Source organism: Streptomyces wuyuanensis (assembly GCF_900103455.1).
Classification (GTDB): domain Bacteria; phylum Actinomycetota; class Actinomycetes; order Streptomycetales; family Streptomycetaceae; genus Streptomyces; species Streptomyces wuyuanensis.
The window spans coordinates 254,228-271,007 of record NZ_FNHI01000001.1; the positions used below are offsets into that span (position 1 = coordinate 254,228).

Here is a 16,780-nt window from a genome sequence, read left to right on the forward strand (position 1 = left end):
TCCGAACCGGGACGCGGGTACCGCAGCCCGCCGAGCCCGGACCGGTTCGAGTCCGGAGCGGTTCGCACCGGGACCGGCCCGGCAGCCGTACAAGGAAGCCCCGCCGCCCCGGCGCGAAACCCCGCAGATCCCGCAGACCCCGAGGCAGGCGCTCAGGTGCCGTCGGGCCGGACGTACCCCGCGCCCGCGTCCCGAAGCCGCTCGTGCAGCCCCGAGAACACCGCCGCCGAGCGGCCGCCCGGCCAGCCCGCCGGCAACAGCTCCGCAGGCAGCCCCGGATCCGCGTACGGAAGCCGGCGCCACGAATCCAGCGCCAGGAGATAGTCCCGGTACGCCTCCTCCGCCGGCGTCTCCCCACGCGACTCCCACGCCCGCAGCACCGGGCCGTGCGCGTCCAGGAACTCCTCGTGCTGCTTGGCCACCCCGGCCAGGTCCCACCAGCGCCCCACCGCCTCGGCCGTCGCCGCGAACCCCAGATGCTCGCCCCGGAACAGATCCACGTACGGATCCAGCTGCAGCCGCCGCAGCGTGTGGCGGGTCTCCTCGTGGAAACGCGCCGGAGCGATCCACACCCCCGGAGCCGCCGTGCCGAACCCCAGCCGGCCGAGACGCGACCGCAGCAGATGCCGCTTGTGCCGCTCGGCCTCCGGCACCGAGAACACCGCCAGTACCCAGCCGTCCGACAGCAACGCCGCACGGCGGCCGAAAATGCGCTCGTCGCCGTCGTCCAGCAACTGCCGGGCGTCGGCCGAGAGGGCGTATCCCGCCGCCCCGGCCTCCGTCCGCTGCGGGACGAGCAACCCCCGCCGCTTCAGCCGCGACACCGACGAACGCACCGAAGGAGCGTCCACCCCCACCGCCCCCAGCAGCCGGATCAGCTCCGCCACCGCGAACGGCCCCGCCGACTCGCGTCCGTACGCGCCGTACAGGGTGACGATCAGGGAACGGGGGGTGTGCTGCTCGGCCACGTGATCACTCTAGGCCCCGCAGGCGGAACCGCTGCAGCTTCCCCGTCGGCGTGCGCGGCAACGCGTCCATGAAGACGATCGCCCGAGGGCACTTGTACGGCACCAGACGCGTCTTCACGAACTCCCGCAGCGCCTCGGCACCCGCCTCGTCGCGCGCGGCTCCGTCCCGCGGCACCACGTACGCCGCCACGATCTGGCCCCGCAGCTCATCGGCACGGCCGACCACCGCGGCCTCCACCACGTCCGGATGCGCGAGGAGGGCGTCCTCCACCTCCGGGCCCGCGATGTTGTACCCCGCCGAGATGATCATGTCGTCCGCGCGGGCCACATAGCGGAACCACCCGTCCGGCTCCCGCACGTACGTGTCGCCCGTCAGGTTCCAGCCGTCCCGCACGTACACGCCCTGCCGGGGATCCGACAGATAGCGGCAGCCCACCGGCCCCCGCACCGCCAGCAGCCCCGGCTCACCGTCCGGCACCGGCTCCCCGGAGTCCCCGTCCACCACCCGCGCCTCCCAGCCCGGGACCGGAACACCCGTCGTCCCCGGCCGGATGTCCCCGTCCGCCGCCGAGATGAAGATGTGCAGCAGCTCGGTCGCGCCGATGCCGTTGATGATCCGCAGACCCGTCCGCTCCTGCCACGCCCGCCATGTCGCGGCCGGCAGGTTCTCCCCGGCGGACACACAGCGCCGCAGCGAGGAGACGTCGTGGCCGTCGACGCCGTCGAGCATCAGCCGGTACGCGGTCGGCGCCGTGAACAGCACGGACACCCGGTGCTCGGCGATCGCCGGCAGCAACTGCCCGGGTCCCGCCTGTTCCAGCAGCAGTGCCGACGCCCCCGCCCGCAGCGGGAAGACCACCAGACCACCCAGTCCGAACGTGAAGCCGAGCGGAGGGCTCCCCGCGAACACATCGTCCGGCGACGGACGCAGCACCCGCGCCGAGAACGTGTCGGCCACCGCCAGCACGTCCCGATGGAAGTGCATGCACCCCTTCGGCCGGCCCGTCGTCCCGCTCGTGAACGCGATCAGCGCCACGTCGTCCGCCGCCGTCTCCACCGCCCGGAACACCGCCGGACTGCCCTCCGCCAGCCGGAGCAGATCGTCGGGCCCGTCACCGCCGAACGCCGTGACCCGCAGCCCCGGCACCTCGGCCTTCACCAGATCGTCCACGGAACGGATGTCGCACAGCGCATGCGTCACCTGTGCGATGTCACACATGACCGCCAGCTCCCGGGCGCGCTGCTGGGCGAGCACCGTCACCGCCACCGCGCCCGCCTTCATCACCGCGAGCCAGCAAGCGGCCAGCCACGGCGTGGTCGGGCCGCGCAGCAGCACGCGGTTGCCGGGCACCACGCCCAGCTCACCGGTCAGCACATGCGCGATCCGGTCGACCCGCTCACGCAGTTCGCCGTACGTCCAGACGGCGCCCGTCCCGTCGCGGAAGGCGGCACGGCCGCCCCCGTACCGGTCGATCGTGGCGTCCAGCAGCTCCGCACCGCAGTTGAGCCGCTCCGGATACCGCAGCTCCGGCAGGTCGAACAGCAGCCGCGGCCACTGCTCCGGCGGCGGCAGATGGTCCCGCGCGAACGTGTCGTGATGAGCCGAAGGTGTCAGCTCCGGGCCGGCCGAGGGTGTCAGCACCATTCCGCCCCCTTGTCGTGGTGGGGTCGCGCAACGAGCGTATCGTGATGGTGACGACAGTCAACGGTCCGCGATAACCTGCTTCACGAGGCCGCCGCACAACAGCGCCACCCGCCCCGTACTCCGGCCGCAGGAAGTGGGGAACCGGATGCCCGCATTCTCGCTCGAACCGGAACAGACCGCCTGGTGCGCCGAACTGCGCGACCTGGCCGCCGAACGGCTGCGCCCCCTCGCCGAGAAAGGCGAACCCGGCCGCGTCAACCGGCTACTCCTCACCGCACTCGGCGAACTCGGCCTCCTGGAGAGACTCTTCACCGCCGGCGCACTCGACCTCTGCCTCATGCGCGAGTCCCTCGCCCACGGCTGCACCGAGGCCGAGACCGCCCTCGCACTCCAGGGACTCGGCGCCCACCCGCTGCACCGATCGGGTACCCCCGCCCAGCGGGACCGCTGGCTGCCGGACGTCGTCACCGGCCGCGCTGTCGCCGCCTTCGCGCTGAGCGAGCCCGACGCCGGCTCCGACGCCGCCGCGCTCGCCCTCGACGCGGCACCCGAACCGCACGGCCCCGGCTGGCGGCTCACCGGCGAGAAACTCTGGATCTCCAACGCCCCCGAGGCCGACTTCTGCACCGTCTTCGCCCGCACGGGTGAAGCCCCCGGCGCCCGCGGCATCACCGCCTTCCTCGTCCCCGCCGACCGCCCCGGACTCACCGGCCGGCCCCTCGACATGCTGTCGCCGCACCCGATCGGCGCCCTCACCTTCGACGGCGTACCCGTCACCCCCGAGGACGTCCTCGGCCCCCCCGGCGCCGGCTTCCGGGTCGCCATGGACACCCTCAACCTCTTCCGGCCCAGTGTCGGCGCCTTCGCCGTCGGCATGGCCCAGGCCGCACTCGACGCCACCCTCGACCACACCGCACGCCGCAACGCCTTCGGCGGCCCCCTGAAGAACCTCCAGGCCGTCTCCCACCAGGCGGCCGAAATGGCCACCCGGACCGAAGCCGCCCGGCTCCTGGTACACGCCGCCGCCTGCGCCTACGACGCGGGCGCCCCCGACGTGCCACGCCGCTCCGCCATGGCGAAACTGTTCGCGACCGAGACCGCCCAGTACGTCGTCGACACGGCGGTACAACTCCACGGTGCACGCGCACTCCAGCGCGGCCATCTGCTCGAACACCTCTACCGGGAAGTGCGCGCCCCGCGCATCTACGAAGGCGCCAGCGAGGTCCAGCGCAGCATCATCGCCAAGGAGCTGTACACCACCGCCGGCACCGAGGAGACCACCCGATGAGCCTCGAACGCATCAACCCGCCCGGGCTCGCACCCGCCAGCGGCTTCTCCCACGCCGTCGCCGCCACCGGCTCCCGCCTGGTCTTCCTCGCCGGCCAGACCGCACTCGACGCCGACGGCAAGGTGACCGGCGACGGGCTCGTCGAACAGTTCGAGACCGCCCTCGGCAACCTCCTCGCCGCCCTCGCCGCCGCCGGCGGCACCCCCCACGACCTCGCCCGCGTCACCGTGTACGCCACCGACGTCGCCGACTACCGCCGCCACGCCAAAGAACTCGGCCGCGTCTGGCACCGGCTCGCCGGCCGCGACTACCCGGCCATGGCGGTCATCGGCGCCGTACGCCTCTGGGACGTACAGGCCCTCGTCGAGCTCGACGGAGCCGCCGTACTGCCCTGACCCCCGCCGGCGCATCAGCCCTCCAGCAGCGAGCCCATCCACTCCTCGACGGCCGCCGGCGACCGCGGCAGCGCGCCCGACATCAGCCGCGCCCCGTCCGCCGTGACGACCAGGTCGTCCTCGACGCGCACCCCGATTCCGCGCAGCTCGGCGGGCAGCGTCGCGTCGCCGGGCTGGAAGTACAGCCCAGGCTCGACCGTCAGCACCTGCCCCTCCTCCAGAACCCCGTCGAGATACGCCTCCGCACGGGCCCGAGCGCAGTCGTGGACGTCGAGCCCGAGCATGTGGCCGCTGCTGCACAGCGTGTACCGGCGGTGGCGGTCGCCCTCCCGGTCCTTCAGCACGCCCCAGTCCGCAAGGCCCTCGGCGATCACGCCCATGCAGGCCCGGTGGAAGTCACGGAACCGCGCCCCCGGCCGCAGCGCCGCCATGCCCGCCTCCTGCGCGGCGAGGACGAGTTCGTACACCCGTCGCTGCACGGGTGAGAACCGGCCGGACAGCGGCAGCGTGCGGGTGACGTCCGCCGTGTAGAGGGTGTCCGTCTCCACGCCCGCGTCCAGCAGCAGCAGCTCGGAAGGGTCCAGCCGGCCGTCGTTCCGGGTCCAGTGCAGCACGCAGGCGTGCGCGCCGGACGCGGCGATGGTCTCGTAACCCGTGCCGTTCCCCTCCAGCCTGGCCCGCAGCCCGAACACACCCTCGACCCACCGCTCACCGCGCGGATGCGTGAGCGCACGCGGCAGCGCACGCACGACGTCCTCGAAACCGGCCGCCGTGTGGTCGACCGCGCGTTGCAACTCCGCGACCTCCCAAGGGTCCTTGACCAGCCGGAGTTCGGAGAGCGCCGCGGCGAGCGAGGGGTCGGACGCGGCGTCGCGGCCGGGCGGCAGCAGGCCGAGATCGTCGAGATGGACACAGCGGACCCCCGTCAACCGCTCGGCCTCGGCCAGGTCGGGCCGCCGGCCGACCCAGAACTCCCCGTACCGGCGGTCCCGGTAGAACGTGTCGTCGCCGCCGGCGCGCACCGGCCGGGGACGGATGTACAGCACCGCCTCGTGCCCGCCGCCCGGACCGGACGGCTCCAGCACCAGCACATGGCCGTGCTGGTCCTCGCCGGTCAGCCCCGTCAGCCAGGCGTAGGCGCTGTGCGGGCGGAAGCGGTGGTCGCAGTCGTTGGAGCGGACCCTCAACTCCCCGGCCGGAACGAGCAGACGTTCCCCGGGGAAGCGCGCCGAGAGCCGGTTGCGCCGGGCCGGTGTCATGTCGCGGGCCGGGACGCGGGCACCGGACGGCAGCGTCTCCTCCGTCCAGCCCGTCCTCATGAACTCCGCCAACTCCGGGGAAACCGGCAGGTCATGGCTGCCGGTGTGAGGGCGCTGGGGGAGGGGGTCACTGCCGGCCATCTCGACTCCTCGAAATCCTCGAACCCATGGATCCCCGAATCCGCACATGCGGAACGGCCCTGAGGGGTTGTCAGTGCAATTTCACATTACTATGTTACGGGTCACATCGCGCCTCCGGATACAGCCAATCCCCCTGCACCGCCCAGGAGTTCGCGATCACCGCACCGCTGAAACACCACCCCCCAGCCACCTCCCACACAGGAGACACCGGTGTCCCAGCCCAGATCCGCTCTGCCCGGATCCCCGCGCAGACCACTGCTCGCCGCAGCCGTCGCCGCCACCCTCCTCGCCCCCTTCGGCCAGGCCGCCCACGCCGTCGACGCGCCCGGCGACCCCGCGTCCCGCACCGCGACCGCCGCTCTCGCCGGCCGGTCCGCACCCGCCGACCGCGGGGCGAACCCCCACGACGAAGTCGACCGTGTCGCACGGGCACCCAAGCCCGCCGCCGGCCCCGCCCCCGCGCCGGGAGGCCTCGCCCAGGGCCGCACCCCCGGCCGCCAGAGCACCGGCACCGACCACGCCGGCACGACCCGGGGCGCCGACCGCCGCACCTCCGCCGGCGTCCCCTGCACCCTCGACGGCCTCACCCGCCTCGGCCCCCAGCAGCTCGCCGACTTCCTCGCCGACCCCGCCGTCACCGCCGACGGCTGCCTCTCCGGACTGATCTGGACCTGGGACGCACGCCTCGCCCCGGTCATGTCCGACGCGCACGTCCAGGCCGTCGGCCGGCGAATATCCTCACTCGCCGCCGCGCACGACGGCACCAACCGCACGCACCTGCTGGAGATGTTCACCTATCTCCACGCCGTCGCCTACCACGACTTCTCGCGCCCCGAGATCGACATCACCGACGCCCCGACCACCGAGGTCCTGAGGCGCGCCGTCAACGACTTCGGCACCGCCCCCCGCACCTTCGACGTCACCCGCACCAACGCCGAGACCCTCCGCGAGGCGCTCTACACCGCCAGCGCCCCCGGCCTTCGGCACAGCCAGCTCGGGCTGATCAAGAAGGTCCTCGCCACGATGGACAAGTACCACAAGGGCCAGTACGACGACGCCTCCTGGGGCGGCGCGGCCCTCGCCGCCCTCTCCGTCAACTACCTCGGCGTCTACCCGGGCAACAAGGACACCGCGTTCCACAACGTCGTGACCGGGAACGTCTCGTACCGCGCCGCCTTCCGCGCCTTCGCCGGCCACACCCACCTCAAGGGCACCGTCAACGAGTGGATCGTGCGCGACGCGCTGAGCGAGTACGGCCGGTTCGGCCAGATCGCCCCGCTCAACGCCGGGATCGTGCCCGACCTCGGCGCCCTGCTGCCCGTCACCCGCGCCAACTTCGGCAACGGCAGCCGCCCCTGGGCCTCACTCGTCTCCTGGCTCAACTTCTACGAGGCATGCAGACCCTACGCGGTGTGCAAGGACGACATCGAGCGGCAGATCTTCCCGAACACCTTCACCTACGACAACGGCACCATCAAGGTCCGCACCGGCCTCGACCGCGCCACCGTCGACCAGCTCTACTACGCGAGCAAGCAGGTCAAGGCGCAGTTCCACCGGGTCCTCGGCGCCGAGACCCCGCTCGCCGGCGACACCAACACCGCACTCCGCATCGTGCTCTACGCCTCCCGCGCCGACTACGAGGTCTACCACCCGATCCTCACCGGCATGGGTACCGAGAACGGCGGCATCTACATCGAGCGCGGCGCCACGTTCTACACCTACCAGCGCAGGGTCCCGCAGGACTCCTCCCTCACCCTCGAGGAACTCTTCCGGCACGAGTACGTCCACTACCTCAACGGCCGTTGGGCCGTGCCCGGATACTTCGGGGAAGGCCCCTGGTACAGCGGCGACCGCACCACCGCCATGGACGAGGGCACGGCGGAGTTCTTCGACGGCGCAACCCGCGACGACGGCATAGCGGTCCGCAAGTCCCTGGTCCAGGGCGTCATCGACGACACCGCCGGCGGCGGCCCGCGGATGACCGTGGCCCAGCTCCTCCACGCCACCTACGACGGCGACGGCTTCCGCTTCTACGACTACGCGGGCACCTTCTTCGAGTTCCTGTGGACCGAACGGCCCTCACTGCTGCGGGAGATGTACGGCCTGCTCCGGTCGGACGACCCCGCGGGATTCGACGCCTGGCGCAGCCGGCTCGGCGGCGACCCGGCGCTCCAGCGCGCCTACGACACCTTCCTCGACGCACAGATCGCCAAGGTCGACGAACTGTTCGTGCCCAACACCGCCTACACCCCCAACGACCGTCTCAGGGACGCCTCGGCCGAAGCCGTCCGCGCCTCCTTCGCCGCCGCCACCGGGTCGGACCCCGCCTGCGGGGACAACGGCGACCCCGGAAAGCGGCGCTTCACCTGCACCGGCCGGATCACCGCCAACCTCTCCGACGCCGCCTCCCCGGACCTCGTCTTCAAGGACATGTCCGAGACCGTCGACTACTTCATCCTCGACCGGGCCGGAGCCGCCTCGACCAACCTCGCCGACATGAACTGTTCCTTCGGGCCCGTCGAGATCTGGACCAACGGACGTGCCGGTACGTCCACTTACCGCTGCGAAGGGCCCCTGCGCAGCTGAGCCGCTGCGGGGACGCACCGTTCCCGCGGTTCCCTTCCCGACGACACGGCAATGTGACATATTACTGCCGTGCCCACCGGAAACCCTCGTGGTCCCCTGGACGCCGTCATCGTCGGCGCCGGCGTCGTCGGAGCGGCCTGCGCCCACTACGCGAGCCGCGCCGGCCTCGCCGTCGCCGTCGTCGACCGCGGCTCCGTCGCGGGCGGCACCACCGGCGCCGGGGAAGGCAACCTCCTCGTCTCCGACAAGGAGGCGGGCCCCGAGCTCGACCTCGCGCTGCTGTCCACCCGGCTCTGGCGCGAACTCGCCGACGACCTCCCACCGGAGGCGGAGTACGAGCCCAAAGGCGGTCTCGTCGTGGCGCCCGACGAGACCGCCCTCGGCGCACTCCGCGACTTCGCCGCAGCCCAGCGCAAAGCCGGCGTCGAGACACACGAAGTCCCCTCCCACGCACTCCACGACCTGGAACCCCATCTGGCCCCCGGCCTCGCCGGCGGCTTCCACTACCCCCAGGACGCCCAGGTCCAGCCCGCCCGCGCCGCCGCCCAACTCCTGGCATCCGCACGGCGATCGGGCGCCGTCGTCCACCTCGGCGAAGAAGTCACCGGCTTCCTCGCCCACCCCGACGGCACCCTGCGAGGCGTCCGCACGCCCCACCGCGAACTCCACGCCCCCGCCGTCGTCAACGCCACCGGCACCTGGGCGGGCGACCTCGCCCGCCTCGCCGGCACCCACCTGCCCGTGCACCCGCGCCGCGGCTTCGTCCTCGTCACCGAACCACTGCCGCGCGTCGTCCGCCACAAGGTCTACGCCGCCGACTACATCTCCGACGTCGCCAGCGGCTCAGCGGACCTCCAGTCCTCCGCCGTCGTCGAAGGCACGCCCGCCGGACCGGTCCTGATCGGCGCCACCCGAGAACGCGTCGGCTTCGACCGCACCCTCTCCGCCGAAGCCCTCCGCCGCCTCGCCCACCAGGCCGCCGCCCTCTTCCCCGTACTCGCCGGCGTCCGCGCCATCCGCACCTACCACGGCTTCCGCCCCTACCTCCCCGACCACCTCCCCGCCATCGGCCCGGACCCGCGCGTCCCCGGACTGTTCCACGCGTGCGGTCACGAGGGCGCCGGCATCGGCCTCGCCCCCGCCACCGGACTCCTGACCGCCGCCGTCCTCACCGGCGACCAGCCCGCCCTGGACCTGCGGCCGTTCCGGCCCGAACGATTCGACCAGGCAGGAGCAGCCCAGTGACCACCACACCGGCGCGCCTCGTCCGCGCCGACCCCGGCCCCCCGTACGAGATCACCTTCGACGGACGCCCCGTCCCCGCCCTGCCCGGACAGAGCATCGCAGCGGCACTGTGGGCCGCCGGAATCCTCGCCTGGCGCACCACCCGCGACAGCGGCGCACCCCGAGGCGCCTTCTGCGGGATCGGCGCCTGCCACGACTGCCTCGCCACCGTCAACGGCCGCCCCAACCGGCGCGCCTGCCTCGTCCCCGCCCGCCCCGGCGACGTGATCACCACACAGAAGGGGACCGGCCATGACGACCTCGCCGTCTGAACACGGCGCACCCCCCGGCAGCACCGGCGACGACCCACCCTGCGACCTCGCCGTCGTCGGCGCCGGCCCCGCCGGACTCGCCGCCGCCGTCACCGCGGCCGGACTCGGACTGAACGTGATGCTCCTCGACGCGGGGGAGCGCCCCGGCGGCCAGTACTACCGCCACCCCGCACCCGGCCTCCGCGCCGCCCGGCCCCAGGCCCTGCACCACCACTGGCACGTGTTCGCCCGTCTCGAGCGCCGCCTGCGCGCCCACACCACCACGGGCCGCCTCCGCCACCTGCCCGGCCACCACGTGTGGACCGTCCTGCCCGAACAACCCGCGGAAACCCGGCAGTCGGCCCCCGCCCCGGCCCCGGTCTGGCGACTGCACGCCGTCGCGGACGAGGGCCCGGGCGCCGGCAGCGAGGACGGCGGCGAGAGCCCCGTCACCGTCCGGGCGCACACCGTCCTCCTCGCCACCGGAGCATACGAACGCCAACTGCCGTTCCCCGGCTGGACCCTGCCCGGCGTCGTCGGCGCCGGCGGCGCCCAGGCCATGCTCAAATCCGGACTCGTCCTCCCCGGCCGCCGGACCGTCGTCGCCGGCAGCGGCCCGCTGCTGCTCGCCGTCGCCGCCGCCCTCGCCGCCGCCGGCGGCACCGTGCCGGCGGTCGTCGAAGCCGCCGACTACCCCTCCTACGCGCACCGGCCCGCCGCCCTGCTGCGCAACCCCGGCAAGCTCGCCGAAGGGGCCGCGCACGGCGCCACACTGCTACGGCACGGCGTACGGCTCCTCACCCGCCACGCGGTCACCGCCGCCCACGGCACGGCCCGGGTCCAGGCGGTGACCGTCGAACGACTCGACCGCGACTGGCGTCCGCTACCGGGCAGCGCCCGCCGCATCCCCTGCGACGCCCTCGCCACCGGCCACGGACTGGTCCCCCAACTCGAACTCGCGACCGCACTCGGCTGCGCCACGCTCCGCACGGCCGACGGCACGCCGGCCCTCGACCTCGACGGTGAGCAGCGCACCTCGGTGCCGGGCGTCTGGTCGGCGGGGGAGACCGGTGGCATCGGCGGGGCCGAACTCGCCCTGGCCGAGGGCGAACTGGCCGCGTACTCCGTCGCCCGCGCCCTGCGCGGCACCCGCCTGCCGCCGCGCGCGGCGGTCCTGCGCGGACGCCGCGACCGGCTGCGGGCCTTCGGCGAGGCGATGGCCACCGTGCACCGGCCCGGCGTGGGCTGGACCGCGTGGCTCGACGACGCCACTCATGTGTGCCGCTGCGAGGAGGTCCCGGCCGGGGCGATCAGGGAGGCGGCCGGCGAACTCGGCGCACGCGACGCCCGTACCGTCAAACTTCTGACCCGTGCCGGCATGGGCTGGTGCCAGGGGCGTATGTGCGGCCCCGCGGTCGCCTGCCTGGCCGGTGCGGAGCCGGCCCCCGACCGGAGACCGCTGTCCTGCCCCGTACCGCTCGGCCACCTCGCCGCCCTGCCCGGCGCCGGTCCTCCCGCACAGGCGCCGCCGCCGCCCCAACCACCGGCCCCGGCGGACCGCTGACCCGAGGAACGGCATCCGGGACGACGGGCGCGACGGACGCGTGTGCCCGACTGCGTCGGGGGGCCGGGGCTGGTCCGGGTCACGGGCAGCCGGGCCTGGGCCCGACGGACCGTCAGGAGACCACGTCCGTACCGCCGCTCGCCCTTGTGGCGGCGGTACGGCGATTAGTAAAATGTCACACCTCACACTAGGAGTCGCCATGGCACCCGCACCCCGCACACGCCCCTGGCACGGCATCATGGTCGCCACCGCCCTGCCCCTCCGCGACGACCTCTCCGTCGACTACGACGCCTACGCCGCCCACGTGGCCTGGCTGATCGAGAACGGCTGCGACGGCGTCGTCCCCAACGGCTCCCTCGGCGAGTACCAGACGCTCACCGACGACGAACGCGCCCGTGTCGTCCGCACCGCCGTCGAGGCGGCTGGCGACGGGAGCCGCGTGATGCCGGGCGTCTCGGCATACGGCAGCGCCGAAGCCCGCCGCTGGGCCGACCAGGCCGCCGAAGCCGGAGCCGGATCCGTCCTCCTGCTGCCCCCCAACTCCTACCGCGCCGACCCCGGCACCGTCGCCGCCCACTACGCCGAGGCCGCCCGATCCGGCCTCCCCGTCGTCGCCTACAACAACCCCTACGACACCCGCACCGACCTCACCCCCGAACTGCTCGCCCGGCTGCACGGCGAACAGAGCATCGTCGCCGTCAAGGAGTTCAGCGGCGACGTCCGCCGCGCCTACGAGATCGCCGAACTCGCCCCCGGCCTCGACCTGCTGATCGGCGCCGACGACGTCCTGCTCGAACTCGCCCTGGCCGGCGCGGTCGGCTGGATCGCCGGATACCCCAACGCCCTTCCCTCCGCCTGCGCCACGCTGTACCGCGCCGCGGTCGCGGGCGACCTCGACACCGCGCTGCCGCTCTACAAGTCCCTGCACCCGCTGCTGCGCTGGGACTCCAAGACCGAGTTCGTCCAGGCCATCAAGCTCTCCATGGACCTCGCAGGCCGCCCCGGCGGTCACACCCGCCCGCCCCGCTCGCCCCTCACCGGCGAACAGGAGAGCGCCGTCCGCGCCGCGACCGAGAAGGCCCTCGCGGAGGGGCGCCACTAGCCGGCAGCACGAGACCGGCAGTACGCGACCGGGACAGCACGAACCGGGCCGTACGCGACCGGCAGCACGGAACCGGGGCAGCACGAGAAGGGGACACCCATGCGCACCCGCCACGTCTACCACGCCGTCGACTCGCACACCGAAGGGATGCCGACCCGCGTCATCACCGGAGGGGTCGGGGTCGTTCCGGGCGCCACCATGGCCGAACGCCGGCTGCACTTCGCCGAGCACCTCGACCACATCCGCACCCTGCTGATGTACGAGCCGCGCGGCCACTCCGCCATGAGCGGCGCGATCCTGCAGCCGCCCACCCGGCCCGACGCCGACTACGGCGTGCTCTTCATCGAGGTGTCGGGGCTGCTGCCCATGTGCGGCCACGGCACCATCGGCGTCGCCACCGTCCTGGTGGAGACCGGCATGGTGCCCGTCACCGAACCGGTCACCACCGTCCGCCTCGACACCCCCGCCGGACTCGTCTCCGTCGACGTGCACGTCGAGGACGGCGAGGCGCGCTCCGTCACCCTGACCAACGTGGCGTCCTTCTGCCTCGGCCTCGACCTCAAAGTCGATGTCCCGGGGTTCGGAACGGTCACCTATGACATGGCATACGGCGGCAACTTCTACGCCTTCGTCCCCCTGGACGCCCTGGGGCTGCCCTTCGAGCGCGACCGCAAGGACGACCTGCTCGCCGCCGGCCTGGCCGTCATGGATGCCATCAACACCACCGACCGGCCCGTCCACCCCGAGAACCCGGGCATCGCCGGCGTCAAGCACGTCTACCTCACCGCCCCGGGCTCGGACGCCGTACGGTCCCGGCATGCCATGGCCATCCACCCCGGCTGGTTCGACCGCTCCCCGTGCGGAACCGGCACCAGCGCCCGCATGGCACAGCTCCACGCGCGCGGCGAGCTTCCCGCCGGCCGGGACTTCGTCAACGAGTCCTTCATCGGCACCGAGTTCACCGGCCGGCTCGTGGGGGAGACCACCGTCGGCGGGCTGCCCGCCGTGATCCCCACCGTCACCGGCCGGGCCTGGATCACCGGCACCGCCCAGTACTTCCTCGATCCGTCCGACCCGTTCCCCGGAGGCTTCCTCCTGTGACCGCGCCCAACCCGCCGACCTCACCGGACTCGCCCGCTTCGCCGCCCACCCGGGCCCCGTCGTCCACCCCGGCCCGAACGGAGTCCCCGGCCCCGGCTGCCCCGACGGCCGCGCCGGCTCCGCATCGGGCAGAGCCGGCCGCTCCCGTTCCGGCCGCTCCCGTTCCGGCCGCTGCCGTGCCGGCCCCTGCCACGGTCGTCACCGGGCCCGCATCCGCCCGCCCGGTGGCGACCGTCCGCACCACCGACTACCACACGGCCGGAGAGCCCTTCCGCATCGTCACCGAAGGGCTGCCCCCGGTGCCCGGCCGCACCGTCGCCGAGCGCTGCGCGAACGCCATCGGCACGGGAGGTTCCCCCACCGCTCCCCGCTCCGGCCCGATCGACGACGTCCGCCGGCTCCTCGCACAGGAACCCCGCGGCCACGCGGGCATGTACGGCGGCTTCGTGGTGCCGCCGGACGACGACGGGGCCGATTTCGGCGTCCTGTTCTGGCACAAGGACGGCTACTCCACCGCCTGCGGCCACGGCACGATCGCGCTCGGCGCCTGGGCCGTCGACACCGGTCGGGTCACGGCCCCGGACGACGGCTCCGTACGGGTCCGGATCGACGTGCCGTCCGGCAGGGTGGCGGCCACCGTCCACCGCGCCGACGGCCGCACCACGGCCGTCACCTTCCGCAACGTCCCCGCCCGGGTCACCGCACGCAAGGTCCCGGTCGCCACCGGATTCGGCACCGCCGACGTCGACATCGCCCACGCCGGCGCCTGCTACGCGTCCGTACCCGCCGCGCAGCTCGGACTCGACGTGGACCGCGCGTCGCTGCCCCGACTCGTCCGCGCCGGACGGGAGATCCGGGCAGCGCTCGCCGGCCACCCCGCCACCTGGCACCCCGACAGCCCTCTGCTTTCAGGCGTCTACGGCGTGATATTGCACGAGGAACTCCCCGAGACCGCGACCGGCCCCTCACAGGCCAACGTGACCGTCTTCGCCGACGGCCAGATCGACCGCTCGCCCTGTGGATCCGGCACTTCCGCACGCCTCGCCCTCCTCGCCGAAGACGGCAGGCTGGGCCCCGGCGACGTCCTCCACCACGAGTCCGTCACCGGCACGGTCTTCACCGGCCGCGTGGTCTCCCGTACCGACGAGGGCACCGTCACCGACGTCACCGGCACCGCCCACCGCACCGGCGAGCACACCTTCTGCCTCGACCCCCACGACACCCTCGCGACCGGATTCCTGCTTTGAACGCGCACCCCCCGGAACTGCTCCACCTCGGCGCGGCCGACATCGCCCGACTGCTTCCGCCCGAGGCGGCGGCCGACGCGATCGTGGCCGCACTCCGCGGCGGCCTCGACCCGGAGGAGTGCCCGCCCCGCACTCAAGTGCCCGTCCCCGCCGGTCAGTTGCTGCTCATGCCCGCGGCCGCCGGCGGCCACGCCGGAGTGAAGATCGCCGGTGTCGCCCCGGCGAACCCCGCCCGCGGGCTGCCGCGCATCACCGGCGGCTATCTGCTCCTCGACGGCCGGACCCTGGTTCCGCTGGCACTCCTGGACGGCGCCGCGCTGACCGCGCTGCGCACTCCCGCCGTCTCCGCCGTCGCCCTGAGGCACCTCGCCGCCCACGACACGCGCCACGCGGTGATCTTCGGCGCCGGGCCCCAGGCGTACGGGCACCTCGAAGCAGTCCTCGCGGAACGGCCGTTGACCCGCGTGACCGTGGTCTCCCGGCGCACCGAGAGCGCCGAGGCGCTCGCCGCACACGCCCGCGCGCTCGGCCCGGACGCCCGGGCCGGCACACCCGGCGACGTGGCCGGAGCCGACCTGGTGCTGTGCTGCACCACCGCGCGCGAGCCACTGTTCGACGGCCGGCTGGTCCCCGACCACGCCACCGTGATCGCCGTCGGATCCCACGAACCGCACGTCCGCGAGACCGACACCGTCCTCGTCCGCCGCTCGGCCGTGTACGTCGAGGCGCGCACGGCCGCCCGGCGCGAGGCCGGGGACATCGTCGTCCCCGAAACCGAGGGAGCCGTCGGGCGGGACCACACCAGAGGAACGCTCGCCGAACTGGTCACCGGCCGCAGCGGGCCCACGGCGGGTTGTCCACAGCTCTTCAAGAGTGTGGGCATGGCCTGGGAGGATCTCGTCGTGGCCGCCGCCGTGCACAGCGCGGCAACGACCGGACGGGGCAGGGAAACGTGACATTGTACGCTTGCCCTCCACTGCATTCTCGGAGGAAGCACCATGGGGGACCTGAAGCAGATCGGCCTGATCACGGCTCAGGAGCGGCTGCGCGACCAGGTCGCCCACGCACTGCGGGCCGCCCTGGTGGCCGGTGAGCTCCGTCCCGGCCATGTGTACTCCGCGCCCGGACTCGCCGCGGACTTCGGGATCTCCGCCACACCGGTCCGCGAGGCCATGCTGGACCTCGCCCGCGAGGGACTGGTCGAACCCGTCCGCAACAAGGGCTTCCGCGTCACCGAGGTCAGCGAGCGCGACCTCGACCAGTACACCGAACTCCGCGCCCTGATCGAGGTGCCGACCATCGGCCGGGTCACACAGATCGCCACCGAGGCCCAGTTGGAGGCACTGCGCCCGGTGGCCGAGGAGATCGTGGAGCACGCCGGCAACCACAATCTGATCGGCTATCTGGACGCCGACCGCCGCTTCCACCTCGGTCTGCTCGCGCTGGCCGGCAACGACCGCCTCGTCGAGACCGTCGGCGACCTGCGCAAGCGCTCCCGACTCTACGGACTGACCCGGCTCGACGAACTCGGCCTGCTGGTCGCCTCCGCCGAGGAGCACCACGAACTGCTCGACCTGATGCTCACCGGTGACGAACTCGCCGCCGAGGAGTGCATGGCCCGCCATCTCGGCCATGTCCGCTCGCTCTGGGCGCAGGCCAGGGACGAACCGGTGGAGCCGCGTCCCAGGCGCACGCTCGGCGCCCGCTGACGGAACATCCGTCCGGCACCCCTGCGGGCCGGCCGGGCCCGGCCACCTCCGCCGTCGACCCGAGCCTCCCGGCGGCCCCGGCCGTCCATGCCCTCACGGGTCCATGCGCTCACGGGTCCATGCGCTCACGGGTCCATGCCCTCATGCGTCGACGGCTCCCGGACGTCAACGGCTCGGACATCAACGGCCCCGGGCGTCAATGGCATCGGGGCGTCGACGACACCCGGACGGTCACGGGGG

General features: G+C 73.5%; 14 protein-coding genes. 11 read left to right on the plus strand and 3 right to left on the minus strand.

All coding sequences use genetic code 11. From position 1 onward, the window contains the following. Nucleotides 1-152: 152 nt before the first annotated feature. Together BLT82_RS01030 and BLT82_RS01035 are read right to left on the minus strand one after the other, a co-directional pair. Nucleotides 153-968, minus strand: a complete 816-nt coding sequence (locus BLT82_RS01030) for a PaaX family transcriptional regulator (RefSeq protein ID WP_093651837.1) — start codon at nucleotides 966-968, stop codon at nucleotides 153-155. Nucleotides 969-972: 4 nt separating this feature from the next. Continuing rightward, a complete protein-coding gene (locus tag BLT82_RS01035) occupies nucleotides 973-2,613 on the minus strand; it encodes an AMP-binding protein (protein WP_093651838.1) in 1,641 nt (546 codons plus the stop codon). Between the two features lie 145 nt (nucleotides 2,614-2,758). Between BLT82_RS01035 and BLT82_RS01040 the strand changes: the two genes are divergently transcribed. Further along, entirely contained in the window at nucleotides 2,759-3,901 is a 1,143-nt protein-coding gene (locus BLT82_RS01040; RefSeq protein ID WP_093651839.1) for an acyl-CoA dehydrogenase family protein, read from the plus strand. After that, a complete protein-coding gene (locus BLT82_RS01045; RefSeq protein WP_093651840.1) occupies nucleotides 3,898-4,296 on the plus strand; it encodes a RidA family protein in 399 nt (132 codons plus the stop codon). The genes BLT82_RS01040 and BLT82_RS01045 overlap by 4 nt, the downstream gene beginning before the upstream one ends. 14 nt (nucleotides 4,297-4,310) lie before the next feature. On the opposite strand, the gene BLT82_RS01050 is transcribed toward BLT82_RS01045, so the two are convergent. Beyond that, nucleotides 4,311-5,696: an aminopeptidase P family protein gene (locus BLT82_RS01050; protein ID WP_093651841.1), complete on the minus strand. Its 1,386-nt coding sequence runs from the start codon at nucleotides 5,694-5,696 to the stop codon at nucleotides 4,311-4,313. 210 nt (nucleotides 5,697-5,906) lie between these two features. Here BLT82_RS01050 and BLT82_RS01055 point away from each other — a divergent pair, with 210 nt between their 5' ends. The 9 genes from BLT82_RS01055 to BLT82_RS01095 all read left to right on the plus strand — a co-directional run bounded on the left by BLT82_RS01055 (nucleotide 5,907) and on the right by BLT82_RS01095 (nucleotide 16,540). Further along, nucleotides 5,907-8,282: a collagenase gene (locus tag BLT82_RS01055; protein WP_244291772.1), complete on the plus strand. Its 2,376-nt coding sequence runs from the start codon at nucleotides 5,907-5,909 to the stop codon at nucleotides 8,280-8,282. 69 nt (nucleotides 8,283-8,351) lie between these two features. Further along, nucleotides 8,352-9,527 (plus strand): NAD(P)/FAD-dependent oxidoreductase, encoded by a 1,176-nt coding sequence (locus tag BLT82_RS01060; RefSeq protein ID WP_093651842.1) that lies wholly within the window; start codon nucleotides 8,352-8,354, stop codon nucleotides 9,525-9,527. After that, entirely contained in the window at nucleotides 9,524-9,838 is a 315-nt protein-coding gene (locus BLT82_RS01065; RefSeq protein ID WP_093651843.1) for a (2Fe-2S)-binding protein, read from the plus strand. Before BLT82_RS01060 ends, BLT82_RS01065 begins: the two co-directional genes overlap by 4 nt. Further along, entirely contained in the window at nucleotides 9,819-11,381 is a 1,563-nt protein-coding gene (locus BLT82_RS01070; protein WP_093651844.1) for an FAD/NAD(P)-dependent oxidoreductase, read from the plus strand. Before BLT82_RS01065 ends, BLT82_RS01070 begins: the two co-directional genes overlap by 20 nt. A 199-nt stretch (nucleotides 11,382-11,580) precedes the next feature. After that, a complete protein-coding gene (locus BLT82_RS01075; protein ID WP_093651845.1) occupies nucleotides 11,581-12,483 on the plus strand; it encodes a dihydrodipicolinate synthase family protein in 903 nt (300 codons plus the stop codon). Between the two features lie 99 nt (nucleotides 12,484-12,582). After that, nucleotides 12,583-13,584: a proline racemase family protein gene (locus BLT82_RS01080; protein WP_093651846.1), complete on the plus strand. Its 1,002-nt coding sequence runs from the start codon at nucleotides 12,583-12,585 to the stop codon at nucleotides 13,582-13,584. A gap of 176 nt (nucleotides 13,585-13,760) precedes the next feature. After that, nucleotides 13,761-14,831 carry a proline racemase family protein gene (locus tag BLT82_RS01085; RefSeq protein ID WP_208867626.1) on the plus strand — a complete coding sequence of 357 codons (1,071 nt, stop codon included), beginning with the start codon at nucleotides 13,761-13,763 and terminating at the stop codon, nucleotides 14,829-14,831. Beyond that, a complete protein-coding gene (locus BLT82_RS01090; protein ID WP_244291773.1) occupies nucleotides 14,828-15,787 on the plus strand; it encodes an ornithine cyclodeaminase family protein in 960 nt (319 codons plus the stop codon). The genes BLT82_RS01085 and BLT82_RS01090 overlap by 4 nt, the downstream gene beginning before the upstream one ends. A gap of 42 nt (nucleotides 15,788-15,829) precedes the next feature. After that, complete coding sequence (locus tag BLT82_RS01095; RefSeq protein WP_093651848.1) at nucleotides 15,830-16,540, plus strand: GntR family transcriptional regulator; 711 nt, start codon at nucleotides 15,830-15,832, stop codon at nucleotides 16,538-16,540. Nucleotides 16,541-16,780: the final 240 nt, after the last annotated feature.